The organism is Microbacterium sp. UNCCL10 (assembly GCF_000746195.1).
Taxonomy (GTDB): Bacteria; Actinomycetota; Actinomycetes; order Actinomycetales; family Microbacteriaceae; genus Microbacterium; species Microbacterium saccharophilum.
On the sequence record NZ_JQKT01000009.1, the window covers coordinates 130393 to 153930 of the forward strand.

Annotated in this window: 24 protein-coding genes; 8 read left to right on the forward strand and 16 right to left on the reverse strand. The window is 72.4% G+C overall.

The annotated features are described in order from the left end of the window. Positions 1-14 precede the first annotated feature (14 nt). The 3 genes from BR85_RS11020 to xylA form a co-directional block, all read right to left on the reverse strand. The gene (locus tag BR85_RS11020) at positions 15-488 is read right to left on the reverse strand and encodes a hypothetical protein (protein WP_028496583.1); all 474 of its coding nucleotides are present in this window, start codon (positions 486-488) and stop codon (positions 15-17) included. 90 nt (positions 489-578) lie between these two features. After that, complete coding sequence (xylB, locus tag BR85_RS11025) at positions 579-1862, reverse strand: xylulokinase (protein ID WP_028496584.1); 1284 nt, start codon at positions 1860-1862, stop codon at positions 579-581. Positions 1863-1985: 123 nt separating this feature from the next. Continuing rightward, complete coding sequence (xylA, locus tag BR85_RS11030; protein WP_036272824.1) at positions 1986-3173, reverse strand: xylose isomerase; 1188 nt, start codon at positions 3171-3173, stop codon at positions 1986-1988. Positions 3174-3355: 182 nt separating this feature from the next. On the opposite strand from xylA, the gene BR85_RS11035 reads away from it, so the two are divergent. Further along, on the forward strand, positions 3356-4360 hold the full coding sequence (locus BR85_RS11035; RefSeq protein WP_092896996.1) for a LacI family DNA-binding transcriptional regulator: 1005 nt from the start codon (positions 3356-3358) through the stop codon (positions 4358-4360). A 363-nt stretch (positions 4361-4723) separates the two neighbouring features. Here BR85_RS11035 and BR85_RS11040 read toward each other — a convergent pair whose 3' ends face one another. The 4 genes from BR85_RS11040 to BR85_RS11055 are packed head-to-tail and all read right to left on the reverse strand — an operon-like array spanning position 4724 to position 10198. Further along, positions 4724-7042: a beta-xylosidase/alpha-l-arabinosidase gene (locus tag BR85_RS11040; RefSeq protein ID WP_051526306.1), complete on the reverse strand. Its 2319-nt coding sequence runs from the start codon at positions 7040-7042 to the stop codon at positions 4724-4726. Further along, positions 7039-7932, reverse strand: coding sequence for a carbohydrate ABC transporter permease (locus tag BR85_RS11045; RefSeq protein WP_028496587.1), 894 nt, complete (start codon positions 7930-7932; stop codon positions 7039-7041). Before BR85_RS11045 ends, BR85_RS11040 begins: the two co-directional genes overlap by 4 nt. Then, positions 7932-8897, reverse strand: a complete 966-nt coding sequence (locus tag BR85_RS11050; protein WP_028496588.1) for a carbohydrate ABC transporter permease — start codon at positions 8895-8897, stop codon at positions 7932-7934. The genes BR85_RS11045 and BR85_RS11050 overlap by 1 nt, the downstream gene beginning before the upstream one ends. A gap of 5 nt (positions 8898-8902) precedes the next feature. After that, the gene (locus tag BR85_RS11055) at positions 8903-10198 is read right to left on the reverse strand and encodes an extracellular solute-binding protein (protein ID WP_081782761.1); all 1296 of its coding nucleotides are present in this window, start codon (positions 10196-10198) and stop codon (positions 8903-8905) included. A 121-nt stretch (positions 10199-10319) separates the two neighbouring features. Between BR85_RS11055 and BR85_RS11060 the strand changes: the two genes are divergently transcribed. Then, the gene (locus BR85_RS11060; RefSeq protein ID WP_028496590.1) at positions 10320-11516 is read left to right on the forward strand and encodes an ROK family protein; all 1197 of its coding nucleotides are present in this window, start codon (positions 10320-10322) and stop codon (positions 11514-11516) included. Here BR85_RS11060 and BR85_RS11065 read toward each other — a convergent pair. The 3 genes from BR85_RS11065 to BR85_RS11075 form a co-directional block, all read right to left on the reverse strand. Then, positions 11482-12171, reverse strand: a complete 690-nt coding sequence (locus BR85_RS11065) for an SDR family oxidoreductase (protein ID WP_028496591.1) — start codon at positions 12169-12171, stop codon at positions 11482-11484. The genes BR85_RS11060 and BR85_RS11065 overlap by 35 nt on opposite strands. Positions 12172-12693: 522 nt before the next feature. Continuing rightward, positions 12694-13335, reverse strand: coding sequence for a hypothetical protein (locus BR85_RS11070; RefSeq protein WP_155947973.1), 642 nt, complete (start codon positions 13333-13335; stop codon positions 12694-12696). A gap of 70 nt (positions 13336-13405) precedes the next feature. Next, complete coding sequence (locus tag BR85_RS11075) at positions 13406-14404, reverse strand: tocopherol cyclase family protein (protein ID WP_028496593.1); 999 nt, start codon at positions 14402-14404, stop codon at positions 13406-13408. Positions 14405-14451: 47 nt separating this feature from the next. On the opposite strand from BR85_RS11075, the gene BR85_RS11080 reads away from it, so the two are divergent. Continuing rightward, positions 14452-14874 carry a GIY-YIG nuclease family protein gene (locus tag BR85_RS11080; RefSeq protein WP_231478685.1) on the forward strand — a complete coding sequence of 141 codons (423 nt, stop codon included), beginning with the start codon at positions 14452-14454 and terminating at the stop codon, positions 14872-14874. On the opposite strand, the gene BR85_RS11085 is transcribed toward BR85_RS11080, so the two are convergent. Then, complete coding sequence (locus BR85_RS11085) at positions 14864-15769, reverse strand: glycoside hydrolase family 43 protein (protein ID WP_231478687.1); 906 nt, start codon at positions 15767-15769, stop codon at positions 14864-14866. The two genes, BR85_RS11080 and BR85_RS11085, sit on opposite strands and share 11 nt — an antisense overlap. Positions 15770-15890: 121 nt before the next feature. Between BR85_RS11085 and BR85_RS11090 the strand changes: the two genes are divergently transcribed. The 3 genes from BR85_RS11090 to BR85_RS11100 are packed head-to-tail and all read left to right on the forward strand — an operon-like array spanning position 15891 to position 18745. Then, positions 15891-16412, forward strand: coding sequence for an SRPBCC family protein (locus BR85_RS11090; protein WP_028496595.1), 522 nt, complete (start codon positions 15891-15893; stop codon positions 16410-16412). Positions 16413-16454: 42 nt separating this feature from the next. After that, positions 16455-17099, forward strand: a complete 645-nt coding sequence (locus BR85_RS11095) for a TetR/AcrR family transcriptional regulator (RefSeq protein ID WP_051526307.1) — start codon at positions 16455-16457, stop codon at positions 17097-17099. Then, positions 17096-18745, forward strand: coding sequence for an MDR family MFS transporter (locus tag BR85_RS11100; protein ID WP_051526308.1), 1650 nt, complete (start codon positions 17096-17098; stop codon positions 18743-18745). The genes BR85_RS11095 and BR85_RS11100 overlap by 4 nt, the downstream gene beginning before the upstream one ends. Before the next feature lie 75 nt (positions 18746-18820). Here the strand turns inward: BR85_RS11100 and BR85_RS11105 are convergent, their stop codons facing one another. The 4 genes from BR85_RS11105 to BR85_RS11120 form a co-directional block, all read right to left on the reverse strand. After that, positions 18821-19102, reverse strand: coding sequence for a GlsB/YeaQ/YmgE family stress response membrane protein (locus tag BR85_RS11105; protein WP_028496597.1), 282 nt, complete (start codon positions 19100-19102; stop codon positions 18821-18823). 105 nt (positions 19103-19207) lie between these two features. Continuing rightward, positions 19208-20008 (reverse strand): DUF1206 domain-containing protein, encoded by an 801-nt coding sequence (locus BR85_RS11110; protein WP_028496598.1) that lies wholly within the window; start codon positions 20006-20008, stop codon positions 19208-19210. Positions 20009-20212: 204 nt separating this feature from the next. Further along, on the reverse strand, positions 20213-20434 hold the full coding sequence (locus tag BR85_RS11115) for a putative acetyltransferase (protein WP_036272827.1): 222 nt from the start codon (positions 20432-20434) through the stop codon (positions 20213-20215). Beyond that, on the reverse strand, positions 20428-21906 hold the full coding sequence (locus BR85_RS11120; protein WP_028496600.1) for an SDR family NAD(P)-dependent oxidoreductase: 1479 nt from the start codon (positions 21904-21906) through the stop codon (positions 20428-20430). Before BR85_RS11120 ends, BR85_RS11115 begins: the two co-directional genes overlap by 7 nt. A gap of 22 nt (positions 21907-21928) precedes the next feature. Between BR85_RS11120 and BR85_RS11125 the strand changes: the two genes are divergently transcribed. Continuing rightward, positions 21929-22363 carry an NUDIX hydrolase gene (locus tag BR85_RS11125; protein ID WP_051526309.1) on the forward strand — a complete coding sequence of 145 codons (435 nt, stop codon included), beginning with the start codon at positions 21929-21931 and terminating at the stop codon, positions 22361-22363. A gap of 215 nt (positions 22364-22578) precedes the next feature. Here the strand turns inward: BR85_RS11125 and BR85_RS11130 are convergent, their stop codons facing one another. Next, complete coding sequence (locus BR85_RS11130; RefSeq protein WP_331280854.1) at positions 22579-23193, reverse strand: CocE/NonD family hydrolase C-terminal non-catalytic domain-containing protein; 615 nt, start codon at positions 23191-23193, stop codon at positions 22579-22581. 25 nt (positions 23194-23218) lie between these two features. Between BR85_RS11130 and BR85_RS11135 the strand changes: the two genes are divergently transcribed. Then, on the forward strand, positions 23219-23509 hold the full coding sequence (locus BR85_RS11135) for a hypothetical protein (protein ID WP_028496603.1): 291 nt from the start codon (positions 23219-23221) through the stop codon (positions 23507-23509). Positions 23510-23538: the final 29 nt, after the last annotated feature.

Consider the following 23538-nt stretch of genomic DNA (forward strand, 5'->3'; position numbering starts at 1 on the left):
GGAAGCCGGAAAGGTCACCGCAGGGAGAGCTGTTCGGCCAGATAGTCCGCCAGCGGACGCGTGCCGCCTGCCGCGCTCCAGCGGACGTGCACGACGCCGCCGACCACGGAGAGCGGACCGGACGTGCCGCCCCGGTCCACGAGGGGGATGTCGAGGGGCTGCCAGGCCAGATGGACGACCTCGCCCTCGCCGAATCCGCCGCGCCGCGCGGCGGCGGCGAGCTCGGCCCGGGCGCGCTGGGACTCCGCCGTGAATCCGCGGATCGCCTCCGACTGCGCCCGGAGGATCTCGCCCGTCGCGAAGGCGGCGTCGTCGGAGAGCAGCAGCACCCCGACGTGCCAGGCCTCGTGCACCGGCACGACGCGCGCCGCGCGGCCGAGTCCGAAGACGCGGCGGGGCGCGACGGCTTCGCCGAGGCGCTCCTGCGGCGCGCCGCGCAGACGCTCGCGGGCGGTGGCGAGCAGGGTCGAAGCCGTGGCATCCGTCACCGTCTCATCCTCGCACCGGGTCGCGCCGACGTGCGGGCCGCATCACGCCCCGCGCCCGCGTCCGCGTCAGCGTCAGCGTCAGCGTCAGCGTCAGCGTCCGAGGATCGCCGCCGCCTGCCGGGCGGCGCCCAGCGCCACGTACTCGGCCGGCTCGGGGACCTCGACGGGGACGCCCAGGACGAGCGGCGCGATGCGGCGCACCGCCTCGGACTGCGCGCCGCCGCCGATGAGCAGAGCGCGCCGGATCGGCACGCCGAGCCCGCGGACCGCGTCGAGGCCGGCGGCGAGGCCGGACAGCATCCCCTCCACGGCGGCGCGGGCGAGATTCTCCCGCGTCGTGGCGGCGAGGGTCATGCCCTCGAGCGATGCGGTCGCGTCGGGCAGATTCGGGGTGCGCTCCCCCTCGAAGTACGGCACGAGCCGGAGACCGCCCGCGCCGGGTTCGGCCTGCAGAGCGAGGCGGGAGAGCTCGGCGTGGTCGACGCCGAGGAGCCGCCCGATGACGTCCAGGACGCGCGCCGCGTTGAGCGTCGCGACGAGCGGCAGGAAGTGCCCGTCGGCCGAGGCGAACCCCGCGACCGTGCCGGACGGGTCGACGGTCGGCTCGGCGGAGACGGCGAAGACCGTGCCGCTCGTGCCGATCGAGACGACGACGTCGCCGACGCCCGCGCCGACCCCGAGGGCAGCGGCCGCGTTGTCGCCGGCACCGGGCGCGACCGCGCGGCCCGCATCGTCGGTGACACTCTCGTCGGCGTCCAGGACGCGCGGGAGGGTCGCGCCGTGGCCGAGGGCGGCGACGAGGAGGTCGCGATCGTATCCATCGGGACCCCAGTAGGCGGTGCCGGAGGCGTCGGAGCGGTCGGTGACGAGCTCGTCGAGGCGCGGGTTCTCCGGGCCGTAGCCGCGGAGCCGCCAGGTGAGCCAGTCGTGCGGCAGCGCGACGGCTGCCACGCGCGCGGCGGCGTCCGGCTCGTGGTCGCGCAGCCAGCGGAGCTTCGTCGCCGTGAAGGAGGCGACCGGCACGACGCCGGTGCGACGGGCGTACTCCTCGGCCCCGATCTCGGCGATGAGGTCCCGCGCGGCGCCGGCGGAGCGGGTGTCGTTCCACAGCAGGGCGGGTCGGATGACGTCGCCGTCCGCGTCGAGCACGACCATGCCGTGCTGCTGCCCCGCGACCGCCCACGCGGCGACGTCGTCCATGCCGCCGGCCTCCGCGATCGCGGCCTGCAGCGCCGTCCACCACGCGGCCGGGTCGACCTCGGTGCCGTCCGGGTGCGCCGCGCGACCGGAGCGGACCACGGCGCCGGTGCCGGCATCCACGATGACGACCTTGCACGACTGCGTCGACGAGTCGACGCCCATCACGAGTGCCATGCGGCATCCTCTCTGTCCCGCTCCCTCTGCCGAGCGTCCGGGACGCACGCGACGCTCGGGTGCGTGATCCGCGTGCTGCGGACGCTCGGCAGAGGTGTGCCGGGGGTGTGGCCGGGGTGGAGGTCAGCGAGCGCCGAGGAGGTGCTCGGTCGCGAGCTGCTGCAGCCGCACGAACCCGAAGCCCTTCGCGCCGAAGTACGCGTCGGCGTCGAAGTCCTCGTAGGCCGAGCGGTCGGCGAGGAGGTCGTCGTAGGACTCCCCCTCGCCCAGGGTCGGCTGCGCGAGCTCGAAGACACGGGCGGCCTCGAGGGCCTCCTGCACCTCGCGGTCGGCGCGGAACGCCGCGGCCCGCTCCTTGAGGAGGAGGTAGGTGCGCATGTTCGCGGCGGCGGAGTCCCACACGCCGGTCTCGTCCTCGGTGCGCGACGGCTTGTAGTCGAAGTGACGGGGGCCCTCGTAGGACGGGCCGCCGTTCGGGCCGCCGTTCTCCAGCAGGTCGACGAGGGCGAACGCGTTGTGGAGGTCGCCGTGGCCGAACACGAGGTCCTGGTCGTACTTGATGCCGCGCTGGCCGTTCAGGTCGATGTGGAAGAGCTTGCCGTGGTACAGCGCCTGCGCGATGCCGGCGGCGAAGTTCAGGCCCGCCATCTGCTCGTGCCCCACCTCGGGGTTCAGACCCACGAGCTCGGGGTGCTCGAGCGTCTCGATGAAGGCGAGGGCGTGACCGACCGTGGGCAGCAGGATGTCGCCGCGCGGCTCGTTGGGCTTCGGCTCGATCGCGAAGCGGATGTCGTAGCCCTTGTCGATGACGTACTGGCCGAGGAGGTTGACCGCTTCGCGGTAGCGCTCCAGGGCCGTGCGGACGTCCTTGGCGGCGTCGTACTCGGCGCCCTCGCGGCCGCCCCACATGACGAAGGTCTTGGCGCCGAGCTCGACGCCGAGCTCGAGCTGACGCAGCACCTTGCGCAGCGCGAAGCGGCGCACGGCGCGGTCGTTGGAGGTGAACCCGCCGTCCTTGAAGACGGGGGGCGAGAAGAGGTTCGTCGTGACCATCGGGACGGTGAGCCCGGTGGAATCGAGCACGGCCTTGAGCCGGTCGATCTGCTTCTGCCGCTCGGCATCCGTCGAGCCGAAGGCGAACAGGTCGTCGTCGTGGAAGGTGAGGCCGTAGGCGCCGATCTCGGCGAGCTTCTCGACGGCGTGCACGACGTCGAGCGGGGGCCGGGTGGGCCCGCCGAACGGGTCGGTGCCGTTATAGCCGATGGTCCACAGACCGAAGGTGAACTTGTCCGCGGGGGTGGGGGTGACCATGATGCTCCTGCTCGACGTCAAGGAATTGTTGCGATACACAACCTATACCATGGGTGGGCCGGACACCACCCCTTCGCGCGGGAGATCCGGCATCCGAAAGTATCGCTGTGACGAACGAAACGTGCAAGAATCGCCTCGCCCGTACGTACGGCGCAGCCCGCGCCCGGCACCGAGGACCCTCCATGACCACCGCTCCACGCGTGACCCTGGCCGATATCGCCGCCGAGGCGGGGGTCTCGGTCGCCACGATGTCGAAGGTGCTCAACGGCCGCACGGACGTCGCCCCGGCCACCCGCGCCCGCCTCGAAGAGCATCTGAAGCGGCACGGCTACCACCGCCGCACGCCGGCACAGCGCACCGAGACGCTGGAACTCGTCTTCCACGAGCTCGAGGCCAGCTGGTCGATGGAGGTCATCGAGGGGGTCGAGGAGGTCGCCCACGCGGCTGGCCTCTCCGTCGTCCTGACGGTGAGCGGCGACCGGCACGCACCCTCCTCCGACTGGATCGACGGCGTGCTGCGGCGCCGGCCCGTCGGCGTCGTGCTGGTGTTCTCCGACCTGCCTCGCGCGCACCGGGAGAAGCTGCGCTCGCGGGGCGTGCCCTTCGCGATCGTCGACCCGGCCGGTGACCCCGCACCCGACGTGCCGTCGGTGGGATCGGCCAACTGGTCGGGCGGCCTCATGGCGACCCGGCATCTGATCGACCTCGGCCACAGGCGCATCGCGGCCATCACCGGCCCCGAGGACATGATGTGCTCCCTCGCGCGCGTCGACGGCTACCGCTCGGCGATGAGCGCCGCGAACCTGCCCATCGATCCGGCCTGGATCCGCTTCGGGGACTTCCACCCCGGAGGCGGCGAGCGCCACGCCCGCGACCTGCTGGCCGGGCCCGACCGGCCCACGGCCGTCTTCGCCGGCAGCGACCTGCAGGCCCTCGGCGTCATCGCCGCGGCGACGGCGGCGGGACTGAGCGTCCCACACGACCTCTCCGTCGTCGGCTACGACGACATCGCGCTCGCGCGGTGGCTGAGTCCGCAGCTGACCACGGTGCACCAGCCGCTCCGCCGGATGGGCGAGGAGGCGGCGCGCATCGTCCTGCGCCTCGCCGAGGGCGAGACGGTGGACACCCTGCGCATGGACCTCGCGACGCACCTTGTGGTGCGCGGCAGCACCGCCCCGCCCGCCTGAGTCGCGGGGTGGGTCGGTCCGGCGGGTCCGGCTCGCCATGCGCGGGTGACGCGGCGGGGACGACGCGACCCAACGGCGGAGATCGGCCCCGATCCCCGCCCAGGATGCCGATCGGCCCGGGCCGCACGCACGATCTCCGCCGTTACGCCGTGCTGCCGTGCACGATCTCCGCCGTTACGCCGTGCCCCGGGGCCGCCCGCCCCGGCCCGGCTCAGGCGATCTGCCCGGCTCAGGCGGATGCGCGCCGAATCCGCCTGACCTCGGCTGATCGCCTGACCTCGGCTGATCGCCTGACCTCGGCCTGCACCCGGGCCGCCCGGCCTGCACCCGGCGGCGCCACCCGCGCCGCCCGCCCCGGCCTCCTCAGACGACCGACGCCGCGGCCGCCCGCACCTCGACGCCCGGCACGAGGGCCCGGGTGTGGTCGACGACGCGCGTCGGCCCGACGAGACGCACCGCCTGGGACGATGCGATGTCGCCGCTGGAGCGCGCCGCACCGAGGACGAGCTCGCCGGCATCCACGATGCGGGCCATCGCCCGGCCCGTGTACGCCGCGAGGTCCGCGGGCACCGTGAAGCGCACCTCGACGGCAGCGCCCGCGGGCACCTCGACCCGGGCGTAGCCGATCAGCCGCTGCACGGGGCGGGGCACCTCGGCGACGGGGTCGTGCAGGTACAGCTGCACGACGTCGACGCCGTCCCGGTCGCCCGTGTTCGCGACGCGCAGCGTCAGCCCGACGGCGCCGTCGGTCGCGATCTCGGCGGCATCGGCCGCCAGCTCGCCCCACTCGAACGTCGTGTACGACAGGCCGTGCCCGAACGGGAACGCCGCCGAGGGGTCGATGTTCGACACCCCGGTCTTCCGCGCGAGCGGGGTCGCGAGGTAGGTCGACGGCTGCGATCCGCGGGCCTTCGGGATGCTGACGGGCAGGCGTCCGCTCGGATTCACGCGGCCGCTCAGCACACCGGCGACGGCGGGCGCGCCCTCCTCGCCGGCGAAGAACGCCTCGATGATGCCCGCGGCCTCCTCCTCGGCGCGACCGAGGGCGTAGGGGCGACCGGCCAGCAGCACGAGGATGGTCGGCGTGCCGGCATCCAGCACGGCGTCGACGAGGTCCTGCTGCGCGCCGGGCAGGGCGAGCGACTCGGCGTCGCACCCCTCCCCGCTCGTGCCGCGGCCGAACAGGCCGGCGCGGTCGCCGAGCGCCAGCACGACGACATCCGCGGCCTGGGCGAGCGCGACGGCTTCGGGTATGCCGTCGCGCTCGCCGCCGTCGACGCTCGTGCCGTGCACGTGCGTGACCTCGGCCCCGGGGAACTCCGTGCGGAGCGCCTCGAGCAGGGTCGGGATGCGGATGCCGAGCGGGACGCCGGGATGCTGCGACACGACATGCGTCGGGAACGAATAGCAGCCGAGCATCGCGTACGGGTCGTCGGCGTTCGGGCCGACGACGGCGATCCTCGCCGGTGCATCGAGGGGCAGCGTGCCGTCGTTGCGGACGAGCACGATCGCCTCTTCGGCGAGCCGCGCGGCGAGCGCGCGGTTCTCCGCCGGGTCGAGGTCGATGACTCCGCGCAGCGCCTCCGGGTCGGACAGGTCACGGCCGGCGAGAGCCTCCGGCACCGGGGACCAGTCCGGGGACAGCAGCCCGAGCTCCTCCTTCTGCGCCAGCACGCGGCGGAGCGCCGTGTCGATGAGCCCGGCGTCGATGACGCCCTCCTCGACGGCGCGGCGCAGCGGCTCGCCGAAGGTCTTCACGGTGGGCAGCTCGACGTCGATCCCGGCGGCGAGGGCCTGGCCGGCGGCATCCGCCCACGACTCGGCCACCCCGTGCAGCAGCTTCAGGAACGCGACCGAGAAGTAGTCGGCGACGACCGTGCCGTCGAACCCCCACGTGTCGCGGAGGAGTTCGGTCAGCAGCGACCGGTCGGCCGCCGTCGGTACGCCGTCGATGTCGGAGTAGGAGTTCATCACGCTCCGGACGCCGCTGTCCCGGACCGCCATCTCGAACGGCGGGAGGATGACGTCCTGCAGCTCGCGGGGGCCGATCGACACCGGCGCGAGGTTCCGGCCCGCCTTGGAGGCGGAGTACCCGGCGAAGTGCTTGAGCGTCGCGACGACGCCGGCGGACTCGACGCCCTGCACGTACGCGGTCGCGACGGTGCCGACGAGGAGCGGGTCCTCGCCGATCGTCTCCTCGACGCGGCCCCAGCGGGCATCGCGCACGACATCGAGGACGGGCGCGAGGCCCTGGTGCACGCCGACGCGGCGCATGTCCGCGCCGATGCGGCGGCCCATCTCCCGCACGAGGTCGGGGTGGAAGGTCGCACCCCACGAGAGGGGCACGGGGTAGGCGGTCGCGCCGTAGGCGGCGAAGCCCGCGAGGCACTCCTCGTGCGCGAGGGCCGGGATGCCGTGCCGCGAGGCGGCCCGGATCCGCTCCTGCGTCCGCGCGAGCGACAGCGCGCCGACGGCGGCATCCACCGGTCGCGTGCCGAAGGGCCGCGTGAGCTGGCCGAGGCCGTGCGGCAGCAGCGCGTCGAGGTCGACCACGTCGTCCATGTCGTGCTGGTGCGGGGCGACGTCGCCGCCGGAGTCGGACGCGCCGACCCACACGCCGTACAGCTGGGCGATCTTCTCGTCGAGGGTCATCGCCGCGACGAGCTCGTCGACGCGCGTCATCCCTTCACCGCCCCGGTCAGACCGCCGACGATCCGCTTCTCGGCGAACAGGAAGAACGCCAGGGCGGGCAGCATGGCGAGCGAGGTGTACGCGAGCACGGCGCCGGTGTCGGCGGAGTACTGCGTGGAGAACTGCTGGACGCCCAGCGGCAGGGTCCACAGGTCCTGCGGCATCCCGCCCGCCGCCATCACGAGGAGGGGCAGGAGGTACGCGTTCCAGCTGCCGACGAACGCGAGCACGCCCACGGTGACGAGGCCGGGAACGGACAGCGGCAGCATGATCCGCCAGAAGAACCCGATGCGGCTGGTCCCGTCGATCGCCGCGGCCTCCTCGAGCTCCGCCGGGATGGCCCGCAGGAACGGCACGAGGATGATGACGGTCGTCGGCAGTGCGAACGCGACCTGCGGGATGATGACCCCGAGGAAGCTGCCCTGCAGCCCGATGTCGCGCAGCAGGATCGTGAGCGGCAGCGCGGCGACGGTCAGCGGGAACATGAGTCCCGCCGCGAAGAGCGAGTACAGGGCGCCGCGGCCGCGGAAGTCGTACCGCGCGATCACGAACGCCGCCATGACGCCGAGCAGCACGACCCCGGCGGTCGTGCCGATGCCGACGACGGACGAGGAGAACACCGACCCCCAGAAGCGACTCGAGCCGAGCACCCGGAGGTAGCTGTCGAGCGTCCACGGGTCGGGCCAGCCCGCCGGGTTCGCGTTGATGTCGGCGGTCCTGCGGAACCCCCCGATCCAGACGTACGCGACGGGCACGACCGAGATGAGGACGGCGATCAGCGCGACGAGGTAGACGAAGGGCTGGCCCCAGTCGAAACCGGAGCCGGCGGGGCGGTCCCGGCGACGCGGCTCGGTCGGGGCGGTCACGGCGACGGCGGCCATCAGCGGACTCCTGTCGTGGTGGCGCCGGCGAGGTCGCGGCGGAGGGCGAAGCGCTGGTACACGAGCGCGACGGCCAGCGAGATGATGAAGAGGATGACGGCGACGGCGCTGCCGAAGCCGGGCTGGGTCTGCCCGTACTGGATCATGTACACGGCCATCGTGTTCGTGGCGCCGACGGGGCCGCCACGGGTCGTGACCCACACCATGTCGAACAGCTGCAGTGAGCCGATCATCGACAGGAAGATCCAGATGCGGATGGTGGGGGCGATGAGCGGCAGCGTGATGTGCCACTGGATGCGCCACCAGTTGGCGCCGTCGAGCTGGGCCGCCTCGGTGAGCTCCTCCGGCACTCCCTGGAGGCCGGCGAGCATGAGGAGGATCGCGAAGCCGAGGTACTTCCAGGTGAGGATGCCGAACATGACCCACAGGGCGATGGCGGGCTCGGCGAGCCACGGCCGGGCGAGGTCGCCCAGGCCGATCGACTCGAGCACCGCGTTCACGCCGCCGCGCGGGGAGAGCAGGAGCTTCCAGGACAGACCCGCGACGACCTCGGCGAGGACGTAGGGGACGAAGATGAGGGCGCGGATGAGAGTGCGCCCGCGCAGGCGCCGGTTCAGCAGGAGGGCGATCGCGATCGCGAGGGGGCCCTGGATGAGGACCGAGGCGACGAGGATGACGGCGTTGTTGCCGATGCCCTTGAGGAAGAGCGGATCCGTGAGCGCCCGGATGTAGTTGTCGAAGCCGACGAACCGCTCGAGCGGGGTCAGGCCGTTCCAGTTGAAGAAGCTGTACACCGCCGCGAGGACGACGGGCAGGATCACGAAGGTCAGGAAGACGATCAGCGCGGGGCCGGCGAACAGGCCGATCTCGAGCCACTTCCGGCCGTCGGTGCGTCGGCGGGGGCGGGGGGTGGGGACGGGGCCCGCGGCGAGCGCGGGCCCCGTCTCGATCATGCTGGTGGTCATGTCGGTTACAGCGCGGCCGCCGTGTCCTCCAGCGTCTTGACGATGTCCTCGGGAGTGCCCGAGCCGCCCATGAGGTTCACGACAGCCTGGTTGAGGGGCTGTCCGAATGTCGGGCCGAGGGCGCTGTCCAGCCAGAGCTGCACGTAGGACGACTCGGCGAGGGCGGTGGCGATCGTCTTGAGGTTCGGGTCGGTGACGCTGTCCGCGGCTTCCGGGTGCGTCGGGATGCCCGCACCGGTCTCCGCGAAGCGCTTCTGGACGTCGGCGCTCATGATGTACTTCAGCAGGTCGACGGCTTCCTCCGGCGCGTCCTTGTGGACACCCCAGCCGTCACCGCCGCCCATCGTGATGGTGGGGTCGCCGGCGGCGCCGGGGACGCTCGGGAAGGGGAACCAGCCGAGGAACCCGGGCACCTCGCCGTCCGCGGTGAGGGAGCCGATGGTGCCGGAGTTCCAGTGGCCCATGAGCTCCATCGCGGCGTTGCCGTTGGCGATGAGGCCCGCGGAGCTGTCGGCGCCCTGCTGCCCCGAGGCGGCAAGGAAGCCGGACTGGAACGGCTCGGTGGCCACGAAGTCCTGGAGCAGCTCACCGGCCTCGAGCCAGCACGGGTCGCTGAAGTCGAGGGCCGGGATGGCGGTCTCGAGCGTCTCGGTCGAGCACGCGGCGAGCGCGAACTGATACCACCAGTGGCCCGCCGGCCAGAGGTCGCCGGCGCCGACGGCGATGGGCGCCACGCCGGCCTCCTTGAGCTTGCTGTTCGCGTCCTCGAGCTCGGGCAGCGTCTCGGGCAGGTCGGAGATGCCGGCCTGCTCGAAGAGGTCGGTGTTGTACCAGAAACCCTCGACGCCGAACGTGAACGGCAGTGCGTACTGCTTGCCGTCGACCTCCCACGGCTTGACGGTGGCGCCGAGGGCCGCGATCTCGGCGGCGGCGGCGTCGGTGAGGTCCATGAGGTGTCCGGCCTCGGCCTGCGAGCGCACTTCACCACCCGGCCACACCATGAACACGTCGGGGGCGTCGCCGCTCTGCAGGGCGTTCGGGATGAGCGTGCGCTGGAGCTCCTCGTTCTGGTAGCCGGTGACCTCCACCGTGACGCCGGGGTTGGCCTCTTCGAACTCGGCGGCGACGTCCGCCCAGAGGCCCTGAAGCGGGTCGGAGGTGGCGTTGTGCCACCACGTGATGGTGACGCCGTCGGCGTCGTCGCCGGTGTCGGTGCTGCCGGTACACCCGGTGAGGGCGGCGATCGCGAGACCGCCGGCCGCGACGCCCGCGGACAGCCTCGTCATGCTGCGTCTGTTCATCTTCGAACCTTTCGAAACTTTCGACTGCTACGTCGAAAAGTGATCTGGACGCCTTCAATATAGGAGCCACAGGTTTTGAGGTCAAGAGCAACAAATACCCGGAGTTCGCTACAGTGGGCACGTGAGCCAGAGCGGACGAACCATCGAGTCCGTTCGTCGCGCCAATCTGGCGCATCTGCTCCGGATCGTCCATCTGCGCGGGCCGCAGTCGCGGGCGGCGCTGACGGAGGAGACCGGCCTCAACCGCTCGACCATCGCCGACCTGGTCGGCGAGCTCGTCCGCGTCGGCTGCGTGCACGAGCGCTCGCCGGATCCGTCGAACCGGGTGGGGCGGCCCTCGCCGGTCGTCGCCGTAGACCCGCAGGTCGTCGCGATCGCCGTCAACCCGGAGGTCGACGCGCTCGAGATCGCCGCGGTCGGCCTGGATCAGGGCATCCGCGCCTTCGAGCGGATCCCGCGCGACGAACTGCTCTCCCCCACCGACACGGCCCGGCTCGTCGCCGAGCAGGTGGAGCACTGGCGGCGCACCGACCTCGACGGAGCACGGATCGTCGGGGTGGGCCTCGCGGTCCCCGGCCTGGTGCGCGCGGCGGACGGACTCGTCCGCAACGCGCCGCACCTGCACTGGACCGACGCGCCGGTCCGCGATCTCGTCGCGGAGGCGACCGGGCTCCCCGTCACGGTCGGAAACGACGCCTCGCTTGGCGCGATCGCCGAGCATCTGTTCGGAGCGGCGAAGGAGCACGACGATGTCGTCTACCTCAACGGCGGCGCGAGCGGCATCGGCGGCGGGCTGATCGTCCAGGGGATGCCGGTGGGCGGCGTCGGCGGCTACGCCGGGGAATTCGGGCAGAACCGCCCCGGCATCGCGACCCTGGCCGACCGGCGCGCGCAGGGCGGGGTGCTCGAGGACGAAGTGCGCCGCGCGCGGCTCCTCGCGGCCATGGGACTGAGCCGCGCGGACGACCGTGAGCTCGGAGCGGCTCTCGCGGCCGCCACGGCCCCCGATGCGACGGCGGAGATCGAGCGGGAGCGCCGCATCCTGGCGACGGCCCTCGCGAACGCCGTCAACGTCCTCAATCCGTCGATCGTCGTGCTGGGCGGCTTCCTCGCGATCCTCGCCGACCTCGACATGCCCGGTCTCGTCGAAGCCGTGCGGGCGCAGTCGATGCCGGCGTGCGCCGAGGACCTCGACATCCGCGCGGCCGGGCTCGCCGAGCACCGCCTGCTCATCGGCGCCGCCGAGGCCGCCTTCGCGGAGCTGCTGAGCGACCCGACCGGGGTCAGCGTGGACCCGGCCGCACCGTCAGGTCGCTGATCACCGCGTCGCGCGGGAGGGTCAGCGCGGTCATCACCGCGTCGGCCACCGACTCCGGGTCGATGAACGCGCCGGGGTCGTAGTCGCGCCCCTCCTGCTCGTGCACCCGCGCCTGCATGGGCGTCGCCGTGCGGCCCGGGTAGACGGTCGCGACCCGCACGCCGTGCGGCGCCTCCTCACCGCGCAGCGCATCGGCGAGCGCTTTCAGCCCGTGCTTCGAGGCGGCGTAGGCACCCCAGCCGGGGTGCGCCGTCAGGCCGGCGCCGGAGTTGATGAACAGCACCTGGCCACGCGCCGCGCGGATGCTCGGCAGCAGGACGCGGGTGAGTTCGGCCGGCGCGACGAGGTTCACGGTGAGCTGGTCGGTCCACGAGCGCAGGGGGGCGTCGGCGACCTCGCCGAGGTCGACGATGCCGGCGGCATGGATGACGGAATCGACGTGGCCCGGCAGGTCGGCCACGGCCGCCGCGATCTGCTCCGGCCGCGAGAGATCGGCCACGACGGCGCGGCTGCCGGGCAGCTGGGCCTCCACCTCGCTCGCGCGCCGGCGGTCGCGGGCGACGACGATGAGCCGGTCACCCCGGTCGAGGAGGCGCCGTGCGACGGCGAGGCCGATGCCGGAGCCGGCCCCGGTGAGGACGTGGATCTGGGTCATCCCGCCATCCTGCCACCGCGTCCCACGCGGCGCGGAACCGGGCGCCGACCCGGTCGGGGTCGCGCGAGTACCGGAAAAAGCTGGTAATGGCGCCTGTTCCCGCGCTAAGTTCGAGATGGATCTGCGAGCGCCTCGCGCTCCCGATGTCCCCAGCATCGGGATGCGGCCTTACCCCCCAGCATGGTCCACGGCGAGCGTTCTGGATCCGGGTTCCCCTCAAGAGCCGAGTTCTCCACGCGTGCTCCTGAGGGGAACCCTTCGCCGCAACACAGGGAGGCGACGTCCGGACGTCGCCTGTCTTCCCTGATCCCCCCAATGGGACGTCCTGAGGAGCTCCCCCCGGATGCTCACTCTTGGTCCCGGGCGCCACTCTAGCTTGTCCACCATATGGGGGACAAGATCGGCGGCCACGAATTTTCATAAGATGTGTGCAGCACGACGCGGCGATCTGGGACGACGCGACAACACAAGAAATCGCACTGGGGTGACGCATCCGCTGCATGGGGCAGCGGATGGGGGATTTCAGATGATGGGGACCCGATGCCAACCCGTACACAGACCGCCGTTCCAGCCGACAGCGACCTGACCTCCTCCTCCCGCGCGCGCAGGCGACTGCGCGCCCCGGGGATCCTCCTCGCCGCCACCGTCCTCTGCCTCATGACCGGGGTGGCCGCCCTGACGACATCCGACCCGCTGTGGTGGCACCTGCACTTCAGCCGCCTCGGGATGTTCGCCGACGCGTCGGGCGCCACGTTCAACGCCGGCGTCATCGCCTGCGGCGCGGTGACGGCCTCCACCGGCGTCTCCGCGCACGTGCGTCTGACCCGGGCCGCCGGCCGTGGAGCCGTCGGCGACGCCCGCGCCGTCCGCGTCACGCCCGTCCTGGTGGCGACGCTCGGGATCTGCCTGCTGCTGATCGGCGTCATCCCGCTCACCCTGAACGAGTTCCTGCATGAGCGCGCCGCGAACGGCGTCATCCTCGCCTTCGGCGCCCTGCAGCTCGTCACCCGCAGGTTCCTGCCGGAGCTCCCGCCGCACGTGCGCCGCGTGGGCGCCGTCGCGACGGTGCTCCTCGTCGCGGGCATCGCCGGAATGATCTCCGGCGTGATCAACCTGGCCCTGTACGAGGCGATGGCGTTCGGCGCGGTCCTGACCTGGCTCCACCTCCTGGAACGCGCAGTGTCCGGCCTCGCACGCACGCCCGAGGCGTCCGCCGCCGCTGCGGCGACCGCCGTCAGCGCAGCGCCTGCAGCTCCGCGAGGTCGCCGAAAACTTCGAGCCCGGCGCACGACGCGGTCCCCTCGAGCAGCACTGTCCCGTCCGGGCCGGTATGCCGCACCGCGACCCGCGCGTCGAGGGTCTCCTCGACCCGCCGGTGCATCGCCGTCCGCAGGGGTGCGTGCAGCAGCCCTCCGCGCACCCGCTCGGCATCCAGTTCCAGCAGACCGGCCGGCCCCTCGGCCGTCCAGCGCACGCGATGATCGTCGATCTCGAGCCGCGTGGTCCGGGAGCGGTTGTACGTCGTCCAGCGGTAGAGCGATCCGCCGTGCCGGAAACCCACGATCGACCCGCGGAAGCGCCCTCGCAGCCACGGGATGATCGCGACCGACGCGGTCAGCGATGCGCCCGCATCCGCGTCGATGTGGTTGCTCGCGAGCCACACGTAGCCGGCGGGGAACGCCCGCCCCCAGTCCTTCTCGATGTAGCCGCGTCCGCCGTGGAACGACACTGGTGCGCCCTCGGCCTGCAGCGTCCCGGCCAGATCGTGCCCGAACGAGATGAGGCCGTGGAAGCACTCCATGAGCGGGACGAGGCCGTACCAGCCCATGATGCCGGGCTCGCGCACGGTGACCGGCCAGGGATCCAGCGCCGTGGCCGCCTCGATCCGCCCGGACAGCTGCGGCAGGTCGAGCGTGACGCCCTCCGCCGTGAACCGGTTCCCTCCGACGGAGACGTCGAACCGCCGGTCGGAGGCCGCGAAGTCGGCGACGTCGAAGCGGTGGTACCAGGAGCGGCCGGTGACACCGTCCAGCACCTGCACGAACGCCTCGTCGCGGGAGTCGCCGCCCGAGCCGGTGCCCCGGAAGATGCCGGGGATCACGGCCCAGCGGTGCGCACGGTCGGCGCTCACGAGCTTGATGTACCAGCCCTCGAAGAACCGCTGCGTGACGCCGTCGCCGTGATAGCCCTCGGGGTGTCGCACGCCGCGCAGGTACGCCGCCGGTGATCGCATGCTTCACCCTAGGCCCGGGCGTCGGGGGTGCGACGTAGTCTTCGGGCGTGACGATCGGCGCGATGCCCGGCCCGTGCCTGCTCTGCGGCGCGGGCGACGGGGTGCGCGCCGCCGACGGCTGGCGGTGCGCCGTCTGCGGATGGCGAGCCGGCGACGTCCCGGACCCTGATCTGTCGCGGCCGCGCGTGGAGGTCGTGTACTACATCCGCTACGCCGATCGCGTGAAGATCGGGACCTCCTGGCGGCCCCGGCAGCGCCTGGCCACGCTGTGGCACGACGCGCTGCTCGCCTTCGAGCCCGGCGGGCGGGCGGTGGAGCAGGAGCGGCACCGGGAGTTCGCGGCGCTGCGGCTCGGCGGCGAATGGTTCCGCGCCGACGACGCGCTGCTCGACCACGCGGCGTCGATCGCGGCCGGGGAGGATCCGTGGCGCGCGTACGCGCGCTGGGTGGCGGCGGCCCTCAGTCCGTGACGGCGTCGAGCACGACGGTGCCGCCGGCCTCCCGGAGCCGGCGGAAGACGGCGCGCTCGTGCGGCGTCGTGTTGGGCTGGTGCAGCGTGAGCAGGAGCCCGCCGTCGAGAGTGCGGGCGATCATCCCGTGCCCGCCGTCCGCGGCCCAGATCGGGTCGGCATCCTGCAGCCACGGCCCCTCGATGCGCCCGCTCTCCGATCGGGCGATGCCCATCGCGTAGCCGGTGTCGCCGAAGCTCGACCACAGCATGAGCAGGGCGCCGTCGCGCGTGCGGTGCAGGAACGGCCCGTCGGTCACGTACGCGTCGACCTCCGGCGGCACCCGGGGATGGTCGACCCTGCGCGCCCACGGCGCCGCGGAGGCGCGGAAGAGGAGCCGTGGTTCGCCGATCGCCGCCCGCAGGTCGTCCGACAGGCGCTGTGCGACCACCTCGCCGTCGGTGACCTGCACCCACTCGTGGCAGTAGACGATCCATGGCCGGCCGCCGTCGTCGACATGCAGAGTTCCGTCGAGGCACTCCCAGTCACGGGGAGTCACGGGCCCGTCGCTCCAAGGTGCGTACGGCCCGGCCGGGGCGTCCGCCACGAGGATCTGCGTGCCGCGGCGCCGCCCCTCGGCCGTGAAGGTCGCGAACATGAAGAACCGGCCGTCGTGGAGGTGCACCTCGGGGGCCCAGTAGTTCCGGTCGCTCCAGAACCCCGCGGGCGGGCGGAAGGCGGGGATCGGGCCCTCCCATGCCTCGAGGTCGGTGCTCCGGTAGCAGTCGAACCCGGTCGCCGGCGGGTGCCAGATGTCGGCATCCGTGCTGCCGAAGAGGTAGTACGCGCCCTCGTCGGGGACGGTCAGCACGAAGGGATCCCGGATCTGGATGTCGGCGAGCGAGAGGGCGGTCACCCTCCCATGCATACCGGATGCCGCGGGTGTCGCGGGCAAGCACGGCGTGGCGCGTCCGTCAAGGCCGGGGCGCGGGAGTGCTCGTCCGGCCTATCGTGGCCGCACCGGAAGGGAGTGGCCGATGTCACAGAACGTGCGCAGGATGAACTGCCGAGCCGAGGACGTCTTCGACGTGCTGCGCGACGGCTGGGTGTACCCGGTCTGGGTCGTCGGCGCCGCGCGGATGCGGGCCGTCGACGCCCTCTGGCCGCAGGCGGGCGCGAAGCTGCATCACTCGGTGGGCCCCTGGCCGATGCTCATCGACGACGTCACGGTGAGCGAGGAGTGGGAGCCGCCGCGTCGCATGGTCATGACGGCGCGGGGGTGGCCGATCGGCGAGGCGCGCGTCACGATCGAGGTGCGGCCGTCCGGCGACGCGCACTGCATCGTGCGGATCGGCGAGGATGCCGTCTCGGGGCCCGCCCGCGTCATCCCGAAGCCCATCCGGGATGTCCTGCTGCACGGGCGGAACACCGAGACGCTCCGCCGCCTCGCCTACCTGGCCGAGGGGCGCGCCCGCAGTGGGGTCGGCGGCACAGCCCCGGGCGAAGACCCCGACATCGAAACCGCGTCGGATCAGGCACCACCGCCGACGGCATCCTGAACCAGTTTGCACCCTAGGGGGCATGGTGCAATACTGCACGTCATGGCCCAGAGTGCAACACCGTCCCGCGAGAGCAAACGCACGATCACCACGCGCGCGCTCGTCCGGACCGCACGGGCGTACGCCGCCGATCGCGGACTGAGCGGCTTCACGATCGAAGAGCTGTGCGCCGACGCGGGCGTGTCCCGCCGCACCTTCTTCAACTACTTCGCCTCCAAGGAGGATGCCGTCCTCGGCATGCCGCTCGTCCGCAACGACGAGGACGCCGTCGCGCGATTCCTGACGCGCCCGCCCGTCGACGGCCCCGGCCTCTCGGCGTCCCTTCTGGACGATCTCGCCGTCCTCGCCGAGGCGCGCTGGCGCGATCTCGACATGGACCCGGACAGCGTCGCGCACCTCGTCGCGGCGGCCGAGAGGGAACCCCGCCTCGTCGGACGCATGGTGCAGCTCGAACTCGAGGGCGAAGCCCTGGACGCGGGCCTCGTCGCGCAGCGGGAGGACCTCCCGGCGGGCGACGTGCGCGCGCAGGTCGCGGCCCAGCTGATCGGCGCCATCGCGCGCGGCGCGACGCAGGAGTTCCTGACCTCGGCGGACTCCGAGCCGTTCTCCGACATCCTCGCGCGCCGCATCCGGGCCGCGCGGGACCTCCTCACCCTCCCCTCCCCCTCGACAGGACCCCGCCCATGACGACGACCACCGTCCGCACCGCCCCGAGCGGCGCGGCTCCCCTCCTGCTGACGAAGCGGCGCATCTGGATCATCTTCTCGGCGCTCATTGCGGGCATGCTCCTCGCGAGCCTCGACCAGACGATCGTCTCCACCGCCATGCCGACGATCGTCGGCGAGCTCGGCGGGGTCTCGCACCAGGTCTGGATCACGACCGCCTACATCCTCGCGACGACGATCGTCATGCCGATCTACGGCAAGTTCGGCGACGTCCTCGGGCGCCGGCGGCTCTTCATGCTCGCCATCGCGATCTTCACCCTCGCCTCGGTCGGCTGCGCGTTCGCGACCGACTTCTGGATGTTCGTGGTCTTCCGGGCCCTCCAGGGTCTCGGCGGCGGCGGCCTCATGATCCTGTCGCAGGCGATCATCGCCGACATCGTCCCGGCATCCGAGCGCGGCAAGTACCTCGGCCCGCTCGGCGGCATCTTCGGGCTCGCCGCGATCGGCGGACCGCTCCTCGGCGGCTTCTTCGTCGACCACCTGACGTGGCAGTGGGCGTTCTACATCAACATCCCCGTCGGCGTCGCGGCGTTCCTCATCGCGGCGTTCGCGCTGCGCCTGCCGAACAAGCGGGCGGACAAGCCGATCGACTGGCTCGGCGTCCTGTTCCTCTCGGCCGCCACGACCTGCCTCATCTTCTTCACCGACTTCGGCGGCTCGGCCGACTTCGGCTGGGACTCGATGGCCACGTGGGCGTGGGGCCTGGGCCTCCTCGCGGCGGCGGCCGCGTTCGTCTTCACCGAGTCGCGCGCCGCCGACCCCATCATGCCGCTGTCGATGTTCCGCAACCCGGTGTTCGTCAACGCGACCGCGATCGGACTCGCGCTCGGCATCGGCATGTTCGCCGCGATCGGGTTCATCCCCACGTTCCTGCAGATGTCCTCGGGGACCTCTGCGGCGGCATCCGGCCTGCTCATGCTGCCGATGATGGTCGGCCTCCTGGGCACGTCGATCACATCGGGTCTGCTCATCACGAAGACCGGCCGCTACCGGCTGTTCCCGATCCTCGGCACGATCATCACCGGGATCGCGATGCTCGCGATGACGACGCTGACCGCGGCGACCCCGATCTGGCTGATCTGCGTCTACCTGTTCGTCTTCGGCGCCGGGCTGGGCCTCATCATGCAGGTCGTGGTGCTCGTCGTGCAGAACGCGGTGCCGGCGAGCGAGATCGGCACGGCGACCAGCACGAACAACTACTTCCGCGAGGTCGGCTCTGCGCTCGGCACCGCCGTCTTCGGCACGATCTTCACGACCCGCCTGACGGAGAACCTCACGTCGGTGTTCGCGGATGCCGGCGCGTCGGCCGCCCAGGCGGACCAGGCGGCCTCCACCATCGATCCGGCCGGACTGAGCGCGCTGCCGGACGCGGTGCGCGAAGGCGTCGTGACGGCGTACGCGGACGCCCTCGCGCCGGTCTTCTGGTACCTCATCCCGTTCATCGCCGTCGCCCTCGTGCTCGCGATCTTCCTCAAGCAGATCCCGCTGTCGGACGTCGCGGGGCTCGTCGCGCGGGGAGAGGCCATCGGCGGTGAGGAGGCGGAGCGCCTCGAGGCGGAGCAGCGCGCGGCGGCGGCGGAACGCTCCGGCGCGCCCTCGGCATCCTGACCGTCCGCTCGGCGGACAGGGGAAGAGCCCTCGCGGACCGGGTGAACGGTCCGCGAGGGCTCTGTCGTCTGCGCCTCAGACGCGGTTGCCGGAACGACGCTTCGAGAACGCGATCCAGAGCAGCAGCACGATGACCGCACCGATGATGGAGCCGATGATGCCGGCCGGCTGCAGGAAGCCGTCACCCGCGTCGGCGCCGAACAGCAGCTTGCCGAGGAAGCCGCCGACGAAGGAGCCGATGATTCCGAGCAGCATGGTCATGCCGATGCCCATGTTCTGCTTGCCGGGGACGAGAAGCCGCGCAAGGGCGCCGGCGATCAGTCCGATGATGATGATGCTGATGATGAGTCCGAGCATGTGTCTGCACCTTTCTTGATGGTGTTGGCGCGGACGACTTTCCTCCATCTGCGCGGGCACCGGTAGGCCCTTGATTTCGAGCCGGATTCGTGCGTATGGTGCCCGTCACATGCGGCTGTAGCGCGCCCGCGCGATGCAGAAGAGCCCGTACAGCATGAGCCCCGCCCCGACGATCCACAGCACGACAGCGCCGAACGGCAGGGCGGCGAGCGCGCGCAGCCCGGCATCCAATCCCCCCGCCGTCTCCGGATCCTGCGCCACGGCGGCGACGATCAGCAGGATGCCCGTCGCGCCGATCGCCAGCCCCTTCGCGACGTAGCCGGCGATGCCGAGGGCGACGATCCCGCGCCGCGCCGTGCCGGAGGGGAGGTCGAGGTGCTTCTCGAACGCCCGCGTGATGCCGCGGATGATGAACGCCGCGCCGATGGCGGCCACCCCGAGACCGACGATGACCAGCAGGAACACGCCGCCCGGCGTCGAGATCAGCCGGCCGCTGAAGGTCTCCGCCGAGTCCGCGGACCCCGACCGGGACCCCACCGCGACGCCGACCGCCGTCACCGCGATGGCGACGTAGGCGGCCGCCGTGCCGAGGAACTTGGCGCGGTGCGCCCAGGCCTTCTTCGCGTCCGGGTCACGCTCGAGCAGGGCCTCGGCGATCTGCCATGCGGCGAGGGCCAGCAGGCCGACGGCGATGATCCAGAGGATCACGACGCCGGCGGGCGTGCTGCGGATCTGCCCCATCGCGCCGCCCTGGTCGGCCTCGCCCCCGCCGCCGGTCGCGATCGAGATCGCGATGCCGCCGATCACGATGTGCAGGATGCCGAGCACGACGTATCCCACCCGGGCGAGGCGACGGAACACCGACGAATCCTGCGCCGCGCGGGCGGCGTCCTGAGGTGTGCTCATCCGCGAAGCGTAATCCACGCCGGGGTCGCCGCCGGGATGGGGGCGCGTCGCGCCGCCTCGCGCGCGTCGAGGCGACCAGGGGTGACACCTTTCCGCCGAAGCCCGGCAGGGCGCAGGGGAATGGGGGCGCTTCGCGCCGCTTCGCGCGCGTCGAGGCGACCGGAGCTGACACCTTTGCGACGAAGCCCGGCGCGCCGCAGCGCGTCAGTCGGCGAACGGGCGGCGGATGCGGGGCGCCGGGGCGGGCGGGACCTCCTTGGCCGCGACGATGTCGGTCACGCGGATCCGCTCGACCCCGCGCTTGCCGTCGACGACGACCGTCTCGGCATCCGCGCTGAGGAGTTCGCCCAGCGCGTCGGTCGCCTGCCCGGTCGGCAGCAGGTAGCGCACGACGACGCGGCGTCCCGGCGCGGGGAGGTTCACCATGCGCCGGGCGCGTAGTCCTTGAGGAACACGCCGAACAGGTCTTCGCCGGCCTCTCCGCGGACGATCGGGTCGTACACGCGGGCGGCGCCGTCGACGAGGTCGAGCGGGGCGTGGAAGCCCTCCTCCGCGAGGCGCACCTTGGTGGGGTGCGGGCGCTCGTCGGTGATCCAGCCGGTGTCGACGCTCGTCATGAGGATGCCGTCGGTCTCGAACATCTCGCGTGCGCTCGTGCGCGTCAGCATGTTGACGGCGGCCTTGGCCATGTTCGTGTGCGGGTGGCCGGGTCCCTTGTACCCGCGGCCGAACACGCCCTCCATCGCGCTGACGTTGACGACGTACGTGCGGCGGGCCGGGCTCGCGGCGAGGGAGGGCCGCAGCTTCGAGACGAGCAGGAACGGCGCCGTCGTGTTGGCCAGCTGCACCTCGAGCATCTCGAGCGGATCGACGTCGCCGACGCGCTGCGTCCAGGAGTTGACGTCGTGCAGGTCGGGGATGAGACCCCCCGCATCGATCGCCGTGCCCGCGGCGAGTCGCTCCAGCGAGCTGGAGCCGGCGGCCATCGCCTGCTCGGTGAGCTCGTCGGCGCGGCTGGCCGCCGCCGCGAGGATCGGGTGGGCGGTGACCGAGCGTTCGAGCGCCTGCGGATGCTGGTCGTTGGTGTGCCCGAAGGTCACGAGCTCGGGCAGCGGACCCGGCGGCAGCGGGGCGAGCTCCGCGTCGACCAGCGGCTGGTAGGCGCCGGGCGAGCGGCGCACCGTCTGCGTCGCGTTGTTGATGAGGATGTCGAGGGGCCCGGCCGCCGCGACGTCGTCGGCCAGGCCGATCACCTGGGCGGGATCGCGCAGGTCGATGCCGACGATCTTGAGCCGGTCGATCCACTCCGGCGCGTCCGGGAGGCTGCTGAAGCGGCGCACCGCGTCGCGCGGGAAGCGCGTCGTGATGGTCGTGTGGGCGCCGTCGCGGAGCAGACGCAGCGCGATGTACATGCCGATCTTCGCGCGCCCGCCGGTCAGCAGCGCGCGGCGGCCGGTCAGGTCGGTGCGCGCCTCCCGCTTGGCGTGGCTCATCGCCGCGCAGGACGGGCAGAGCTGGTGGTAGAACGCGTCGACGACCGTGTACGGCTGCTTGCAGATGTAGCAGCCGCGCGCCTTGATGAGGGTCCCCGCCGTGGGCGCCGTGGTCGCGGTGCTGATCGGGATGCCGCGGGTCTCGTCGTCGATGCGGTCCGGGGCGCCGGTCGCGGTCGCCGCGACGACCTCGCGGTCGGCCTGCGCGATCGCGTCGCGGATCTCCCGGCGACGCACGCGCTTCGCGGCCTTGAACATGTGCGCGGTGGCCCGACGGACGGTGACGAAGTCGGGATGCGACTGGTCGACGTCGGCGATCTCCCGGAGCACCTTGAGCGTGACGGCGAGCTCGTCCGGGTCGATGCCGCTCGGCGGGTCGGTGAGGGCAGAGGTCTCGGGAGGCACACACGATTCTACGTCGGGCGGGATGGGCGGAACCTGTTACCGTGCCTGCGTGAGCTCAACGAGCGCCGGCGCGCGCCGCATCCACGTCTCCGCCGCGGTGATCCTCGACGAGGACGACCGTCTCCTGCTCGTCCGGAAGGCCGGCACGACGGCGTTCATGCAGCCCGGCGGCAAGCCGGAGCCCGGCGAGACCGCCGCGGAGACGCTGAGCCGCGAGCTGGCCGAGGAACTCGGCATCCACGTCGCGGCGGACGCGCTGCGCGGGTTGGGGTCCTTCACCGCGGCCGCCGCGAACGAACCCGGGTTCGTCGTCGTCGCCGACGTCTTCGCCGCCGACATCGGCGACCAGCAGCCCGCGGTCGGAGCGGAGATCGCCGAGCTCGCCTGGGTGGGCCCGGGCGAGGCGGAGCGCTTCGAGATCGCTCCGCTCGCCCGGGAGTACTTCCTCCCCCGCTGACTCGCGGCCGTCACCGACCCCCGCCGTGGTGGCGGGGCGTGTCACAGAACCAGCGGTCCTCGCCGGGGCGACCGGCATCCACTGTGACACCCGCGCGTGGCATGTCACAGCACCGGCGGGTATCGCCGGGCACACCCGCAAGAGGTGTGACACCCCGCCGGGACCACACCAATCGATCGGATGCTGGGAAGTCCCGCCGCCCCTCGCGCGCCGGGCTACCGCGCTGCGCGCGCCGTGAACGGCAGGACGAACCGGGACGGGTGCTCGGCGTCGCGGTACACCGTGTGCATGACGGGGCGGCCCACCGGCAGGTGGAACGCGTCCGGCGGCAGCAGCGAGTTGTGCTCGTCGACGAGCGGCTCGGCGTTGGAGAGCTCCGCGACGAGGCTGTGCCCCGGCAGGAACGTTGCCGCGAACGGGTAGATCCGCAGGACGTACTCCTCGATGCTCCCCGGCTCCACCGGCACCGCCCGCGTGTGCGGGTGGTACGGGTTCCCCTCGGTCGTGCGGTCGTCGAGCTCGCGGTGCGAGGCCTTCAGATACGCCGTCGTGATGAGCTGCCGCTTGCCGCCGGGGGCCTCGTCCCAGAAGCGCAGGATGAGGTTGGTGTCGTCCTGGTCGATCTTGACGAACAGGTGGGCGGCGCCCGTGCCGATCATCTCGGTCGGCTCCTCGAAGGGCTCGGTGCGCCAGGTGAGCACCTCGACCTTGTCGGTGACCGTGAGCGGTGCCTGATAGAAGCCGTCCGGTGCGGCGTACTCGCCGGCCATCCGCTCCGGCTCGGGCAGGAGCTTGCCGCGCGGGCGCAGGTACAGGGGCCGGTAGTCGATGTCCTTGGGCGGCCACTGGTCGGCGGTGACGACCTCGCGCGGCTATTACAACCAGGCGATCAACAAGGATGCCCCACACCCCGCCGCGGCGCGCCTGTGGCAGGAGTTCCTCTACAGCGACGAGGTGCAGAACCTCTGGCTGAAGGGCGGCGCCCGTCCTGCGCGCATGGAGGCCATGATCGCCGCCGGCACGATCGACGAGAAGCTCGCCGCGGCCCTGCCCGAGGTGCCGGCCGAGACGGTCGTCCCGACCGAGGCGCAGAGCACGGCCGCCGGTCAGCTGCTCGGCGAGAAGTGGGCCGCGGCCGCCCAGTGACCGGACTCGTCGCCGGTCCCGCTCCGGAC

What these genes read in the sequence shown, in the direction of transcription:
- xylB (WP_028496584.1), bottom strand. Translation starts at nt 1,862, where the DNA reads ATGGCACTCGTGATGGGCGTCGACTCGTCGACGCAGTCGTGCAAGGTC.
- xylA (WP_036272824.1), bottom strand. Translation starts at nt 3,173, where the DNA reads ATGGTCACCCCCACCCCCGCGGACAAGTTCACCTTCGGTCTGTGGACC.
- BR85_RS11035 (WP_092896996.1), top strand. Translation starts at nt 3,356, where the DNA reads ATGACCACCGCTCCACGCGTGACCCTGGCCGATATCGCCGCCGAGGCG.
- BR85_RS11040 (WP_051526306.1), bottom strand. Translation starts at nt 7,042, where the DNA reads ATGACGCGCGTCGACGAGCTCGTCGCGGCGATGACCCTCGACGAGAAG.
- BR85_RS11045 (WP_028496587.1), bottom strand. Translation starts at nt 7,932, where the DNA reads ATGGCCGCCGTCGCCGTGACCGCCCCGACCGAGCCGCGTCGCCGGGAC.
- BR85_RS11050 (WP_028496588.1), bottom strand. Translation starts at nt 8,897, where the DNA reads ATGACCACCAGCATGATCGAGACGGGGCCCGCGCTCGCCGCGGGCCCC.
- BR85_RS11055 (WP_081782761.1), bottom strand. Translation starts at nt 10,198, where the DNA reads ATGAACAGACGCAGCATGACGAGGCTGTCCGCGGGCGTCGCGGCCGGC.
- BR85_RS11065 (WP_028496591.1), bottom strand. Translation starts at nt 12,171, where the DNA reads ATGACCCAGATCCACGTCCTCACCGGGGCCGGCTCCGGCATCGGCCTC.
- BR85_RS11075 (WP_028496593.1), bottom strand. Translation starts at nt 14,404, where the DNA reads ATGCGATCACCGGCGGCGTACCTGCGCGGCGTGCGACACCCCGAGGGC.
- BR85_RS11090 (WP_028496595.1), top strand. Translation starts at nt 15,891, where the DNA reads ATGTCACAGAACGTGCGCAGGATGAACTGCCGAGCCGAGGACGTCTTC.
- BR85_RS11095 (WP_051526307.1), top strand. Translation starts at nt 16,455, where the DNA reads ATGGCCCAGAGTGCAACACCGTCCCGCGAGAGCAAACGCACGATCACC.
- BR85_RS11100 (WP_051526308.1), top strand. Translation starts at nt 17,096, where the DNA reads ATGACGACGACCACCGTCCGCACCGCCCCGAGCGGCGCGGCTCCCCTC.
- BR85_RS11105 (WP_028496597.1), bottom strand. Translation starts at nt 19,102, where the DNA reads ATGCTCGGACTCATCATCAGCATCATCATCATCGGACTGATCGCCGGC.
- BR85_RS11110 (WP_028496598.1), bottom strand. Translation starts at nt 20,008, where the DNA reads ATGAGCACACCTCAGGACGCCGCCCGCGCGGCGCAGGATTCGTCGGTG.
- BR85_RS11115 (WP_036272827.1), bottom strand. Translation starts at nt 20,434, where the DNA reads ATGGTGAACCTCCCCGCGCCGGGACGCCGCGTCGTCGTGCGCTACCTG.
- BR85_RS11125 (WP_051526309.1), top strand. Translation starts at nt 21,929, where the DNA reads ATGGGCGGAACCTGTTACCGTGCCTGCGTGAGCTCAACGAGCGCCGGC.